Origin of the sequence: Pseudomonas putida, from assembly GCF_026625125.1 — a bacterium.
In the GTDB taxonomy this organism is placed as follows: domain Bacteria; phylum Pseudomonadota; class Gammaproteobacteria; order Pseudomonadales; family Pseudomonadaceae; genus Aquipseudomonas; species Aquipseudomonas putida_X.
This window is the reverse complement of sequence record NZ_CP113097.1, coordinates 133,971-147,927: the sequence shown is the minus strand read 5'-3', so window position 1 is coordinate 147,927 and position 13,957 is coordinate 133,971. Positions and strand designations below refer to the sequence as shown.

General features: G+C 59.8%; 13 protein-coding genes. 3 read left to right on the top strand and 10 right to left on the bottom strand.

Annotated elements, in window-relative coordinates; translation table 11 throughout:
• Positions 1–14 precede the first annotated feature (14 nt).
• From OSW16_RS00715 to OSW16_RS00695, 5 genes are all read right to left on the bottom strand, one after another.
• A complete protein-coding gene (locus OSW16_RS00715; RefSeq protein ID WP_267820006.1) occupies positions 15–2,303 on the bottom strand; it encodes an ABC transporter permease subunit in 2,289 nt (762 codons plus the stop codon).
• 138 nt (positions 2,304–2,441) lie between these two features.
• Positions 2,442–3,440 (bottom strand): phosphate ABC transporter substrate-binding protein PstS, encoded by a 999-nt coding sequence (locus tag OSW16_RS00710; RefSeq protein WP_241806719.1) that lies wholly within the window; start codon positions 3,438–3,440, stop codon positions 2,442–2,444.
• Between the two features lie 158 nt (positions 3,441–3,598).
• Positions 3,599–4,678: a bacteriocin immunity protein gene (locus tag OSW16_RS00705; protein WP_267820004.1), complete on the bottom strand. Its 1,080-nt coding sequence runs from the start codon at positions 4,676–4,678 to the stop codon at positions 3,599–3,601.
• Positions 4,668–5,141, bottom strand: a complete 474-nt coding sequence (locus OSW16_RS00700) for a hypothetical protein (RefSeq protein ID WP_267820002.1) — start codon at positions 5,139–5,141, stop codon at positions 4,668–4,670. The genes OSW16_RS00705 and OSW16_RS00700 overlap by 11 nt, the downstream gene beginning before the upstream one ends.
• Positions 5,142–6,449: 1,308 nt before the next feature.
• Positions 6,450–7,739 (bottom strand): MFS transporter, encoded by a 1,290-nt coding sequence (locus OSW16_RS00695; protein WP_241806716.1) that lies wholly within the window; start codon positions 7,737–7,739, stop codon positions 6,450–6,452.
• A gap of 356 nt (positions 7,740–8,095) precedes the next feature.
• On the opposite strand from OSW16_RS00695, the gene OSW16_RS00690 reads away from it, so the two are divergent.
• Together OSW16_RS00690 and OSW16_RS00685 are read left to right on the top strand one after the other, a co-directional pair.
• Positions 8,096–8,494: an acyl-CoA thioesterase gene (locus OSW16_RS00690; RefSeq protein WP_003253317.1), complete on the top strand. Its 399-nt coding sequence runs from the start codon at positions 8,096–8,098 to the stop codon at positions 8,492–8,494.
• A 71-nt stretch (positions 8,495–8,565) separates the two neighbouring features.
• Positions 8,566–9,462: a D-hexose-6-phosphate mutarotase gene (locus OSW16_RS00685; protein ID WP_267819999.1), complete on the top strand. Its 897-nt coding sequence runs from the start codon at positions 8,566–8,568 to the stop codon at positions 9,460–9,462.
• Between the two features lie 109 nt (positions 9,463–9,571).
• Here the strand turns inward: OSW16_RS00685 and OSW16_RS00680 are convergent, their stop codons facing one another.
• The 4 genes from OSW16_RS00680 to purE all read right to left on the bottom strand — a co-directional run bounded on the left by OSW16_RS00680 (position 9,572) and on the right by purE (position 12,092).
• Complete coding sequence (locus OSW16_RS00680) at positions 9,572–10,105, bottom strand: DUF3299 domain-containing protein (RefSeq protein ID WP_418942026.1); 534 nt, start codon at positions 10,103–10,105, stop codon at positions 9,572–9,574.
• 48 nt (positions 10,106–10,153) lie between these two features.
• Positions 10,154–10,399: a GlsB/YeaQ/YmgE family stress response membrane protein gene (locus OSW16_RS00675; protein WP_241806713.1), complete on the bottom strand. Its 246-nt coding sequence runs from the start codon at positions 10,397–10,399 to the stop codon at positions 10,154–10,156.
• A 108-nt stretch (positions 10,400–10,507) separates the two neighbouring features.
• Entirely contained in the window at positions 10,508–11,590 is a 1,083-nt protein-coding gene (locus OSW16_RS00670; protein ID WP_241806712.1) for a 5-(carboxyamino)imidazole ribonucleotide synthase, read from the bottom strand.
• Positions 11,591–11,600: 10 nt separating this feature from the next.
• The gene (purE, locus tag OSW16_RS00665; RefSeq protein WP_125924414.1) at positions 11,601–12,092 is read right to left on the bottom strand and encodes a 5-(carboxyamino)imidazole ribonucleotide mutase; all 492 of its coding nucleotides are present in this window, start codon (positions 12,090–12,092) and stop codon (positions 11,601–11,603) included.
• A gap of 270 nt (positions 12,093–12,362) precedes the next feature.
• Between purE and OSW16_RS00660 the strand changes: the two genes are divergently transcribed.
• Positions 12,363–12,983 (top strand): hypothetical protein, encoded by a 621-nt coding sequence (locus OSW16_RS00660; protein WP_267819996.1) that lies wholly within the window; start codon positions 12,363–12,365, stop codon positions 12,981–12,983.
• Here OSW16_RS00660 and OSW16_RS00655 read toward each other — a convergent pair.
• Positions 12,975–13,892 carry a LysR substrate-binding domain-containing protein gene (locus OSW16_RS00655; protein ID WP_241806710.1) on the bottom strand — a complete coding sequence of 306 codons (918 nt, stop codon included), beginning with the start codon at positions 13,890–13,892 and terminating at the stop codon, positions 12,975–12,977. The genes OSW16_RS00660 and OSW16_RS00655 overlap by 9 nt on opposite strands.
• Positions 13,893–13,957: the final 65 nt, after the last annotated feature.

Genomic DNA, 13,957 nt, shown 5'->3' with positions numbered 1-13,957 from the left:
TCTCTACCTTTCTATCAAAGCGACGAGTATTTCTTGCGCAGACGCTGGCGAATCAGCTCGGCCAAGGTGTTCATGATGAAGGTGAACATCAGCAGCACGAGAGCGGCGAGGAACAGCACACGGTAATGGCTGCCACCGACTTCGGATTCGGGCATCTCCACCGCCACGTTGGCGGCCAAGGTACGCATGCCTTCGAACAGGTTCATCTCCATCACCGGGGTGTTGCCGGTGGCCATGAGCACGATCATGGTCTCGCCCACCGCTCGGCCCATGCCGATCATCAGCGCCGAGAAGATACCCGGGCTGGCAGTAAGGATGACCACGCGAGTCAAGGTCTGCCACGGCGTCGCACCCAGGGCCAGGGAGCCCAGGGTCAGGCTGCGCGGCACGCTGAACACGGCGTCTTCGGCGATCGAGTAGATGTTCGGGATGACCGCAAAGCCCATGGCGATACCGACTACCAAGGCGTTGCGCTGGTCATAAGTGATACCCAGATCATTGGTTATCCACAGGCGCATGTCGCCGCCGAAGAACCAGGTTTCCAGGTACGGGCTCATGGTCAGGGCGAACCAGCCGGTGAACAGGATCACCGGGATCAGGATCGCGGCCTCCCAACCATCCGGAACGCGCAGGCGAACCGACTCAGGCAGGCGGCTCCAGGTGAAACCTGCCAGCAGAATGCCGAACGGCATCAGCAGGAACAGGCTGAACACACCTGGCAGGTGCCCTTCCAGGTACGGCGCGAGGAACAGGCCAGCGAAGAAGCCGAGGATCACCGTCGGCATCGCCTCCATCAGTTCGATCACCGGCTTGACCTTGCGGCGCATACCCGGGGCCATGAAGTAAGCAGTGTAGATAGCTGCGGCGATGGCCAGCGGAGCCGCCAGGATCATCGCGTAGAACGCGGCCTTGAGGGTACCGAAGGTCAGCGGCGACAGGCTCAGCTTAGGCTCGAAGTCGGTGTTCGACGCCGTCGACTGCCAGACGTACTTGGGCTCGTCGTAGTTTTCGTACCAGACCTTGCCCCACAGCGCGCTGAAGGAAATTTCCGGGTGCGGGTTCTTCAGGCTCAGTGGCAGCAGCTTGCCGCCCTCTTCGATGAAGATACGGTTGGCACGCGGTGACAGGGCCAGAATGCCCGGGCCTTCGGCAGCAGGCTCGATCAGCAGGGTGCGGTGCGCGGTGCTGTGGAAGACGCCCAGCTTGCCCTCGGCGTCCAGGGCGACGAAGCCCTTGCGGCGCTCTTCGGCATCGATCTGGACGATCGGCGCCTTGCCCATCTGGAAGGTACGGATCTGCTTGAAGCGCGATTCGCCATCCGCGTCACGGGCCATGAACCATTGCGCCAGGCCGCCTTTGGAGTCACCGATGATCAGCGAAATGCCGCCGACCAGTTGCGCAGTAGCGGTAATCTCGGTGTCGGCGCTTTCAGACAGCTTGTAGCGGCCATTGAGGCTCTTGTCGCGCAGGCTGAAGACATCTGCGGTGGCTCGGCCGTTGATCACGTACAGCCACTGCTGGCGCGGGTCGATGAAGATGTTCTTCACCGCCTCGGTCATTTGCGGCAGCTCGATGCGGTTCTGCTCGGTGGTGACCTCTTCGGTCATCAGGTTTTCGGTGCGCGTCAGCTCGATCACCTGCAGGTGCGCGCCAGTGGAACCGGCAAGCATCAGGGTGTCGCCGTTGACGTTGACGCTGACGTGCTCCAGCGCGCGGCCCTGGTCATCCAGCACGTACGGCTCTTGGCCATACGGATAGTCGATGCCGGGGGTAATGGTCTTTTTGTTGTCTGGGTAGGTGATCTTGTAGGTGTGGTGGAACACCAGCGCCTGCCCATTGGACAAGCCCAGCACCACCAGTGGGCTACCCGGCTGGTCGGTGCTGATCGAGCTGACCTGGGTGCCTGCCGGCAGCGGCAGGTCGACGCGGTTGAGCTCGTTACCGGTCTTGGTATCGAAGAACAGTGCCTGCCCCTTGTCCGAAACACGCATGCCGACCAGGTTCTGCTCTTCGAGCGCGATCATCAGCGGCTTGCCGGCATCCTGCTGCAGCCAGGTCGGCTCCAGGGCCTTCTTGCTGGTCAGCTCGGCGCCCTGGAACAGCGGCAGCACCACATAGGCCAGATAGAAGAAGATCAGCGTGATGGCTGCCAGCACAGCAAGCCCGCCTACCAGTACATACCAGCGGGTCAGGCGGTCCTTGAGCGCGCGCATGCGGCGCTTGCGTTGCAACTCGGGCGTATTGAAATCAATCCGCTCGGGAGGGGATTTTTGGGTCATGGTGGAGTTGGCCAGATCATTCATGCGCACACCCTAGCGGTCCCGTATGACAAAAACATGACAGTGCGTTGACGCAAAAAAGCCCGCCGCTCAGGAGCCCTGGCTTCGGACCGAGAATTCGTGGAAAAGGCCGGCTCAATTGCCGGCCTTTTCCTCAGTTACTTACTTTTTTGCAACGTTACCGGCGTGGGACAGGCCCAGGTCAGCGAGGGTCTTGTCGACCACTTTCGATGGCAACGGAATGTAGCCGTCCTTCACCACGACCTGCTGCCCGGCCTGCGACAGCACCAGTTTGACGAACTCAGCTTCCAGCGGGGCCAGCGGCTTGTTCGGGGCCTTGTTGACGTAGACGTACAGGAAGCGCGACAGCGGGTAGGTGCCGTTCAGGGCATTGGCCTCGTTGTCTTCGATGAACTCGCCGCCTTCTTTCTTGGCCAGGGCTACGGTCTTGACGCTGGCAGTCTTGTAGCCGATACCCGAGTAGCCGATGCCGTTCAACGAGGAGCTGATCGACTGCACGACCGACGCCGAGCCTGGCTGTTCGTTGACGTTAGGCTTGAAGTCACCTTTGCACAGGGCCTCTTCCTTGAAGTAGCCGTAGGTACCCGATACCGAGTTACGACCGAACAGCTGCACTGGCTTGTTGGCCAGGTCGCCAGTCACGCCCAGGTCGCCCCAGGTCTTGACGTCGGCCTTGGCACCGCACAGGCGAGTGGAAGAGAAGATCGCGTCGACCTGAGCCATGGTCAGGCCCTTGATCGGGTTGTCCTTGTGCACGAATACGGCCAGGGCGTCGACAGCGACCGGGATGGCGGTCGGCTTGTAGCCGTACTTCTGCTCGAAGGCCTGCAGCTCGACGTCCTTCATCTTGCGGCTCATCGGACCAAGGTTGGCGGTGCCTTCGGTCAGCGCGGGTGGCGCGGTGGAGGAGCCGGCAGCCTGGATCTGGATGTTGACGTTCGGATATTCCTTCTTGTAGGCCTCGGCCCACAGGGTCATGAGGTTCGCGAGGGTGTCGGAACCGACGCTGGAGAGGTTGCCCGAAACACCGGTGGTCTTGGTGTAGGTCGGGATCGCAGGGTCGACGGCGGCTACCGCGTTGGCGGTTGCAACGCCAGCGGCGGCAAAGGTGAGGGCCGCCATCAAACGCTTCAGTTTCATGCCTTGCTCCTAGCAGGAATATTTGGGGTGTTGGATGGATCGGGCCCAAGTATCTGCAGGCCGCATGAACACGATATGACTTCAATATGACAATTGGATGAAAGGCCATCACCGGTTATCGGGGATGGCCTTTGCAAGATGTTGCAGGAAAGTAGGGGCTACCCTAAAGCTGCCCAGTCCATCCGCTCGCTGTCGAGCATTTCAACCAGCGGCACCGTTACGGCAAAGCGCGGATCGTCGCTGGGGGTACTTAACACGAACTCGACAACATCCGCATACGTACCGGGGTGATCGCCCTGCAGCGACGTTGCCTGCCAATCCAGTTCCGCTACAGCGGAACGAAAGGTCTTGATCAGATGATGCTGCTGTTGGGCTACTTCACGGCTCAAGCCTTGCGCTGTCAGCAATGCAGGATGCAGGCTTGCTGCATGGGCCGCGGTCTTTAACGTCAAAGGCCCATGGCCCGGGCTGGTCGCCGTGGCCTTGGCCAACTGGGCGATACGTGCTTCCAGGCTTTCGATCAGCTTCACGCCACGGCCGTATAAGGCGGGATGACGCGCCTGGGCCGTAGCCAAGGCCGCGGCATGACGCTGGCTACCTGCGGTGATTTCACGCAGCACGACGGCCTGGATTGCAGCGTTTAGAAACGGGCTGGTGGCGTCGCGCTTTGCGCCATCGAGTGCAAACTTGACTGACATCTGCAAGCGCTTGAGCTGGTCGACGGCGGCCTTGGCTTGATGCTGGGCCAGTTCCAGGGCACGCAGCGCGGCGAGGCTGGCAGCCAGTTGCTGCGCAGGCGTGCCGACGCCTGGGCTGCGAGCCAATTGCTGTTCCAACGCGGTCAGCTTCAGTTTGCCCTGCTGCTCGGCTGCCTGGATCTCAGCTACCAGTTTGCGCACTTTTTCCAGGTTGCGGGTGGAAGACTGGCTGGCTCGCTGCGCGGGGGTCAGCGTTTGGCGAACCGGTGGTGGTTGCAAGGTCTGGCCTTTGAAGGCTGCGCGGCCTTTTTGCCAGGATTTTATCGTTGCAACAATGTGGTCAGGGGAGTTGATGCTGCCGGTTTCGTCAGCGGTTGAGTAGAACAGGAGGTCGCTGCCGGCGGGGTGGCCGATTATCTGATCGAAATGGGCGATGAATGAGTTATGTTCAGACCTCTTGCCTTCGACATCCCAGATATTTTTGACGAGCAATAAGAACGAATGCTCATCGTAGTCTTGCAATCGTTTCTCAAGCTTCATCTTCCTTAGCCCTCAAGACAACCCCGGAAACTTGAAAATCCGTAGCATAATTATATGTTAATTCGACATTCGCAAACCCCTGGGAGGAAAGCTCATAAATATCCCATCCACCCGTTTTGCCTATGGGTTGCGGCATCGCCATAGGACCTCGTGAACTAATGGGATTTCCCCATGTCGCCCGAACAGCATCCTTATCCCGACAACCATAGGGTTGCGAAAGAAGATCCTTAAACTCTGGCTCACGCTCAACGCGCCTGATAATTGTCACAATCACCGCTTGCAATACTTTAGTTTCCGTATCAAGTCTATAGCTAACCCCAGGCGCTGGCTCAAGGTACAGCTCTGTTGCACCAGAATAGAGTTTTATGAAAGGGAGATCTGGATCAAGTCCAAGACCAAGCAACGTGGCATGAGTTTCACCTAGGGACTTCAACCAATGCTCGACTTCTACAATTCTTGTCATGATCACACCATTTCAATAAATTTTTTAAGCAAATAAGTAAGCTCCGCCTTGATTCCTTCAACTCGCTCAGTCGGAAGACCTGGCCTTAGCGCCTCGACGTTGCTACGCACAGCCTCAAACAGGTCAGCAGCGTCTAGCTTTTGCTTCGCTTTGGTGTTCCGTCCACCCTATGTCTCACTGTACCGCCTATGCACATGTGTAGGTATAACGACAGCAGGGGCTCGCCTGGTAAGCGCTCTGACTTGATAGGGTGACAAATACGGAACATTATTCTCAAGCCAAAGTTTTATCGCGCCTTGAGCAGGTATATGATCAACATCCATATCGTCTCTTATACTTCTGCGCTCCAAATCACCATACGCTCCAGTTTCAGTCTCTTCTGCTGGCTCGTTATTAACCAGGCCCGGCGCTGGTAGATCGTCCTCTCGACCGAACCCAGGAATTATGGCCCCTGTCTCTCCAGGATTCTCGCCTGGAAGTATTTCAAGACTTGGCCCCACTGGATCAGTCGACGCCCCCCGGAAGAATGCCCGGCAGTAACGGAGCCTCGGGCAAAGGCGTCGGTCCCAGTAACTCCGATCCAGGTGCCACCAGTGGCGTCCAGGTGCGCGGGGGCTGGCCTTCCACAATCGCGGCGTCGAACGCCAAGGCCACACGAGCTCATCCTGAAGCGCCTGTGCCAGGCCTTTCGACTGTTTTGCGAAGTGAGCATCAAGCTGCGCACGTCGACCTTCATGTGCCTGGCTGTACGTACCAACCCGCTGGTGATGCGCAAGCGCCAATGCCTCGGCACGAGCCGGGAGTGATGACAACATCACCCGTTGAATTATCGTTGAGTGTGTTTTGAGCCATACAGAGTCTCCTTATCTGCACGGCTCAAGTTGCCCATTTGATGTCGGGCAACTGCACTACATATCTCTCTACGTTAAACTGTTTATTTCAACTAATTTCGGAATACATTTTTACTTTTCCGCCGGCATTTAGATGCCGTCGATACATGAGAAAATTCTCTCTACGGGCAGAAGTTTCCAATTTGCAGAATGGTACAAAGACGCCTTGGCTTAAATTTTTGCCGATAGGAAACATCCCGCATAATTTGAAGGGAGCAATATACAAGAGGCCTATTTACAGGGCGCGCTGAACGCCCTGGCAAGGGCAAGCGCCACTGAGGCCTGCATGTGCGGGCTGGGTAAAGCGTTTAGATTTTGAATAAGGCTGTGACGCCCACATGTACAGCACCCTTACTGAAACTGTGCTGTACATGTGGGCGTCACCTTGCCGACGATAAAGCCGGTGAGGGCCAGCCGATCAGCGCCTGTTAGCGACCAGGTAAATGCCCACGATCAGACCAACTGCACACAGACCCGCTACATAATAGGCAGGCGCCATTGGGCTCACCTTGAGCAGCGCGGTCACCACCATCGGCGTCAAGCCGCCAAAGATGGCGTAGGCCACGTTGTAGGAGAACGAGAGGCCACTGAAGCGCACCGCCGCCGGGAACGCCTTGACCATCACATAGGGCACCGCGCCGATCACCCCCACGCACAGGCCGGTGATGGCATACAGGGGGAACAGCAGCTGCGGGTGGGTCGGCAGGCTGTGGTAGAAGGTCCAGGACGTCACCAGCAGCAGCAGGCTGCCAATGACGAACACGCGGCCTGCACCAAAGCGGTCGGCCAGGCTGCCGGAGCCAATGCAGCCAAGGCTGAGCAGCACGATCGCCAGGCTGTTGGCCTTGAGCGAGTCGGTGGGGCTGATGTGGTAGATGCTCTGCAACAGCGCCGGTGTCATCAGGATGACCACTACGATGCCGGCAGAAAGCATCCAGGTCAGCAGCATCGACAGGATGATCGGGCCACGGTGATCACGCAGCACCGCGCGCAGGGGCAGCTCTTCGGCCAGTGCCTTGCGTTGCTGCATCTCAGCGAATACCGGGGTTTCATGCAGCCAGCGGCGCAGGTACACCGAGAACAGGCCGAACACGCCGCCTAGCAGGAAAGGGATACGCCAGGCGTAGTCGGCGACTTCTTCAACGCTGTAGACCGTGTTGATCAGCGTTGCCACCAGCGAGCCAAGCAGAATGCCAGCGGTCAGGCCGGCGGTCAGGGTGCCGCAGGCATAGCCGGTGTTGCGCGCAGGTACATGCTCGGACACGAACACCCAAGCGCCAGGCACCTCACCCCCGATCGCTGCCCCCTGGATCACGCGCATCAGCAGCAGCAGGATCGGTGCCCACAGGCCAATCTGGGCATAGGTGGGCAGCAGGCCCATGATCAGCGTGGGCAGAGCCATCATGAAGATGCTCAGGGTGAACATCTTCTTGCGCCCAAGCAGGTCGCCGAAGTGGGCCATGATGATGCCGCCCAGGGGCCTGGCCAGGTAGCCGGCGGCGAAAATGCCGAAGGTCTGCATCAGGCGCAGCCACTCGGGCATGTCGGCCGGGAAGAACAGCTTGCCGACCACAGTGGCGAAAAACACGAAAATGATGAAGTCGTAGAACTCAAGGGCTCCGCCTAGCGCGGACAGTGAGAGAGTCTTGTAGTCACTGCGGGTCAGCGGCCGCGAGGGCTGCTCGATACTGCTGGGCACGGAGGTCATTGCTTGTTCATCTCTTGTAGGGCATGCAGGCCGCTTGGCACGCGGCTTCTGGCGGTGACAGGCGAAGATAGCAAATTGCCGGGGCCTGCTGAAAGCGATACAAAATCCATACAGATATTCATGACTGCACGGTCGTCGCTGAGCGTTTGGCTATATATACTGCCCGTTCGTAGGAAAACGTTGCCGCCACGATGGGATGTTGTGCGAAAACGCCGGTCTTTATGTCAGGCGGTTTCGCAGAGTTTCCCTACGGCCGTCCAGCGAAACGAAATCGGCGTAGTATGTTTCAAGCTGAATCGTTTACTCGGCCTTTGCGCCACACCAACGAAAGCGTCACGGGTCAGAGGCCCCACCGCATGATTGAGCTCGAACAAGAAGATCCTATCCCGCAAGGCGACCTGGCCCTGCAAATCACTGCGTTGCCCCGCGAAACCAACGGTTTTGGCGATATCTTTGGCGGCTGGCTGGTCGCCCAGATGGACCTGGCAGGCACTGCCATGGCGAGCCGCGTCGCGGGTGGCCGGGTGGCAACGGTCGCCATTGACCGTATGGCCTTCCTGGTGCCAGTGGCCGTGGGCGCACAACTGTCGTTCTATACCCAGACGCTGGAAATCGGCCGCAGCTCGATCCAGATGATGGTCGAAGTGTGGAGCGACGACCCGCTGTCGAGCGAATGGCGCAAAGTCACGGAAGCGGTGTTCGTCTTCGTCGCCATCGATGGCAGCGGCCGCACCCGTTCAGTGCCTCGTCGCTAAGCCACGCGAGCGGTAAACTCATTGCAAGGCAGCGGGTCGAAGGCCCACAGGCAATCAATGAGACAAGCGCAATGGCTACCTACCAGGTCGTAAACGAGCAACACGGCGAACTCAATTGCTGGCGTATCACCAGCGACCGTGCCGAACTACTGATCGCCCAACAGGGTGCGCAGATCCTCAGCTACCAGCACGTTGGCGAGCCGCCGCTGCTGTGGCTGAGTGACCAGGCCATATTCCGCCAGGGCAAGTCGGTGCGCGCAGGTGTGCCGGTGTGCTGGCCGTGGTTCGGCAACCTGCAGCGCAACCCCGAAGCTGTTCAAGGCATGTTCCATGGCACGCAGGCGCCGGCCCATGGCCTGGCCCGCACGCGTGACTGGAAACTGTTGGGCATCGAAGAAGCGGCCAGCGCGCTGCGCATCGAATTCGAACTGCCAGAAGCCCAGGGCGATCTGCCGCACTGGCCGCATGACGTCGAGCTGAAACTGCTGATCGTCATGGGTGATGCGCTTGAGCTGACCCTGACCAGCCGTAACAGGGGCAACAGCTCAGTCACCATCAGCCAGGCCCTGCACAGCTACTTTGCCGTCAGCGATGTGCGTGAGGCGCGGGTCGAGGGTGTCGAAGGGCTGGACTACATCGAGACCCTGGCTGACTGGGAGCAGCGCCAGCAACAGGGTGCGCTGACGTTTGCCGGTGAGACCGATCGCATCTACCTGAATACGCCTGGGCAACTGAGCATTGTCGATCCGCACTGGAATCGGCGCATTACCCTGAACAGCCGTGGTTCACGTTCAGCGGTGATCTGGAACCCTTGGACCGATAGAGCCCAGGAATTGCCTGACATGGCCGATGATGGCTGGCAGCGAATGCTGTGCATCGAGACGGCGAATGTCTGGGACGATGTGGTGGAGTTGAAGCCTGGGGCCGTTCATTCCCTGCACGTGGCGATTGGCAGCGAAGGGCTTTGATTCCACTGCCGGGACCGCTTTGCGGTTCTTTCGCGCTACAAAGCTCCTGCTACGCAGGCCGCCCACACCTGAGCGGCCTTGTTTCACGATGGGCTGCGAAGCAGCCCCTTCACAGGTCAGCGTCCTGCACCACCCTCACCTTCGCGGCGTCCAGCGCATACGCCGCATCGGCCATGTCGTTGCTGACCTTTTCAACCTTCAACGTCCCGCTCACCCACAACGGCGTGTAGATGTCATCGATCTTCAACCCCTTCGGATAGCGCACCAGCACCAGCTGGTTGGGCGGCGGCGGCGGTACATGGATGCAGGCGCCCGGGTAAGGCACCAGGAAGAACAGCGTGTTATTACCCTTGGCATCGCTTTCAAGCGGCACCGGGTAACCGCCGAGACGAATTTCCTTGCCGTTCATCGCGGCCACGGTCTTGGTCGAATACATCACCGCTGGCAGGCCCTTGCTTTGCTTGAGGCCGCCCTTGTCGGTGAAGGTACCCATCGCCTCCGGCGAGTTATGGTCAATCTCTGGCATTTGCTCGAGGGCTTTCTGGTCCGACTTGGGCATCAGTTCGAGCCAGTCGGTTTCAGGCAGCTCGGCATGGGCCAGGGCGCTGGCCAGAAGCATGGGGATGAGAAAAAAGGCACGCATGAATATGCTCGGCAAATCGGATGAATTGCCGAGCATTCTAACCAGTATTCAGCGCTTCTTGATGAAGCCGAAGATAACCAGAAGGATGACGGCACCGACCAGCGCGCCGAAGAAGCCCGCTGCCTGGCCAGCCTGATAAATCCCCAGGGCCTGGCCGCCATACGTGGCGATCAAAGAGCCGGCAATACCCAGCAGGATGGTCATGATCCAGCCCATGCTGTCGTCGCCGGGCTTGATGAAGCGCGCCAGCAGGCCAACGATCAGGCCGATGAAGATAGTTCCAATGATGCCCATGGCAATCCCTCTGCAGTGAAGATGGAGCAAGCCAAAGCCTAGACAGCGCTTTGGCTTGTTGCCATTTCAGAGGGCGAACCGCTTGCAGAAGTTCGATCAGATGGCCTGTCAGTTGCTGATCAAGGCCTCTACCTCGGCAATCTTGCGCTCGAGGGTGGCCATATCCTGGCAACGCAGGGTGGCGTGGCCGACCTTGCGCCCGGCCTTGAAGGCCTTGCCATAGTGATGCAGGTGGCAGTCATCGATGGCGATGACCTTGTCCACTGCCGGCACCTCACCGATGAAGTTGAGCATGGCGCTCTCGCCTACCTTGGCAGTCGAACCCAGCGGCAGGCCGGCGACGGCGCGCAGGTGGTTTTCGAACTGGCTGCACTCGGCCCCTTCGATGGTCCAGTGCCCGGAGTTGTGCACACGCGGGGCGATCTCGTTGGCCTTGAGGCCACCGTCGACTTCGAAGAACTCGAAGGCCATCACACCCACATAGTCCAGCTGCTTGAGCACACGGCCGACGTAGTCTTCGGCCAGCGCCTGCAGCGGGTGTGCCTGGCTTGCTACGGACAGGCGCAGGATGCCGCTCTCGTGGGTGTTATGCACCAACGGGTAGAAGCGGGTTTCGCCATCGCGTGCTCGCACGGCCACCAGGGACACTTCGCCAGTGAACGGCACGAAGCCTTCCAGCAGGCACGGCACGCTGCCCAACTCGGCAAAGGTACCTAGCACATCCTCAGGGGTGCGCAGAACCTTCTGGCCCTTGCCGTCGTAGCCCAGGGTCCGGGTCTTGAGCACGGCCGGCAGGCCGATGCTGGCCACCGCTGCATCAAGGTCGGCCTGGGAAAGAATATCGGCGAAGGCCGGGGTGGGAATGCCCAAGTCGCGGAACATGCTCTTTTCGAACAGGCGGTCGCGGGCAATGCGCAGCGCTTCGGCGCTCGGGTACACCGGGACGAACTGCGAGAGGAAGGCGACGGTCTCGGCCGGGACGCTTTCGAACTCGAAGGTCACCAGGTCGACTTCGTCCGCCAGCTGGCGCAGGTGGTCCTGGTCGCCGTAGTCGGCACGCAGATGCTCGCCAAGAGCCGCAGCGCAGGCGTCCGGCGCCGGGTCGAGGAAGGCGAAGTTCATGCCCAGCGGGGTGCCCGCCAGAGCCAGCATGCGGCCCAGCTGGCCGCCACCGATAACACCGATCTTCATGGGTTCAGCCTCAAGCCTGACGTGGGTCTGGATTGTCCAGCACAGTGTCGGTCTGCTCGGTGCGGAACTGCTTGAGCGCCGCGTGATAGTGCGGGTATTTGGCGCCGAGGATGCTCGCCGACAGCAGCGCGGCGTTGACCGCACCGGCACGGCCGATGGCCAGGGTGGCAACGGGTACACCGGCAGGCATCTGGACGATCGACAGCAGCGAGTCGACACCCGACAGCATCGACGACTGTACCGGCACACCCAGCACCGGCAGGTGGGTCTTGGCGGCGCACATGCCTGGCAGGTGCGCTGCGCCACCCGCGCCAGCGATGATCACCTCGATGCCACGCCCTTCGGCCTCTTCGGCGTACTGGAACAGCAGATCCGGGGTGCGGTGGGCGGAAACCACCTTCACTTCGTAGGGAATGCCGAGTTTTTCCAGCATATCGGCGGTGTGGCTAAGGGTGGACCAATCGGACTTGGAGCCCATGATCACGCCAACCAGTGCACTCATCGTCGAGCCTCTCCTGCAAGCGCCTTCTGGCGCGCTAAAAGCAACAAGCCACGCAGGTGGACCGGCGTGGCTTGTCATACGGATTCTGAATCGACCAGGCTGGCCGAAGGCGCGGGATTGTAGCGTATTTCAAGTCGGCCCGCCCACCCCCACAAGCACATGTCGGATCAAAGGGCAAGCTGTCTCGTGGGACAACTTTTTCCGACTGCCGAGCGGCCTGCCAGGTGGTGACGATCGCGGCCACCCACTCGATCTACCTGGAGAACCGTAATGCCCAAGACCCTCACCCTCCTTTTCAGCCTCCTGCTGTCCCTGCAGTTGCCTTGCGCCGTAGCGGCCAAGTCACTGGTCGTGACCGTTTATCTTCACGACGAGCTGGCCAGCATCAGCGACGAGCAAGTGCACAAGGATTACTTTCAGCACTGGATCGATGAGATGCGCAGTTTCACCGCCCACCCCACGGAACTGATCGTGCGACGCAACGTTCCGGGCATCACCGATATGGATTATCAAGGCAAGCCATCCAACGAGATTCTTGAGGCATTTACCCAAGGCGTGCAGGAACTGACCTCGGACCAACGCTTCTCTTTCATGCACAAGCACCTGCTGATGACGCAAAACAGCTATGACCACAGCGGGCTGAACTACAATGCGGGCCTGGCCTACTTCAAACAGAACACCGCCATCGCCTCAATGGCCGCTTACAGCAGCGCCGCCCATGAAATCGGCCATCTGCTTTCCGCCACGCATGAAGACGCCGAACTGAAGTTCAACGGCTGGGTTTGCGAAACCTATACGCACCGGCGAATCCCGGCGCGATCGAACTGCTACCGGTATAGCGACAAGAACCGGGCGAATATCGCCGACTACCTCAAGTACAACTCACACTGAGCCTTCGCCTTGCGCACCCGCGGACTCGAGCTTGCGCCATAGCAGGCGCACGTTGGCCTTGCGCACCAGAGCACAGCGATACAAGCGGATTTCCAGTGGCACATGCCACTGGGCCCCTGCGCAGATGACCAGCTCGCCACGCTCCAGTTCGCCACGCATCGAAAGCCGGGGCACCCAGGCAACGCCCATGCCTTCCAAGGCCATGCTCTTCAAACTGTCGGCCATGGCTGTCTCGTACACCGTGGTATAGCGCAAATTGCGCTGGCGCAGCAGCAGGCTCACGGAACGGCCAAGGAAGGCGCCCGCACTGTATGCAAGCAACGGCACGCTGGCGTCGCCCTCAAGGTCGAACATGGGCTTTCCATCTGCCCCTACGGCGCACACCGGAAGCATTTCGGTGGTGCCCATGTGCAGCGAGGGAAAGATTTCGGCGTCCATCTGCAGCGCCGCATCCGGGTCATAGAAAGCCAGCATCAGATCGCAGCCACCTTCGCGCAACGCATGCACAGCATCACCGACGTTGGTGGCCACCAGCCGCGTGGCGATGTTCAAACCATCGTTACGCAGTTGCGCAACCCAGCGCGGGAAAAAGCCAGACGCCAGCGAGTGCGCCGCCGCCACCTGGATCACCTCGCCCTGGCCACCTTCAAGATGATGCAAATGGCGTAGAACTTCACTCAACTGGTCGACAACGGTACGCGCCGTTACGAGAAATAGCTGACCCGCCGCCGTCAGCTCGATGGGCGTGCGGGAACGATTCACCAACGTCAGGCCGAGCGCCGCCTCCAGGCTGCGAATACGTCGGCTGAACGCTGGTTGGGTGACGAAACGGCGCTCCGCTGCCTGGGAAAAACTGCGGGTGGCGGCCAGCGCACTGAAGTCTTCCAGCCATTTGCTTTCTAGGTTCACTAAACGAATCTCCCGGCATGCACCAAAATGGAACACGCTCGAATGTCAATTGGCGTCACATCAAA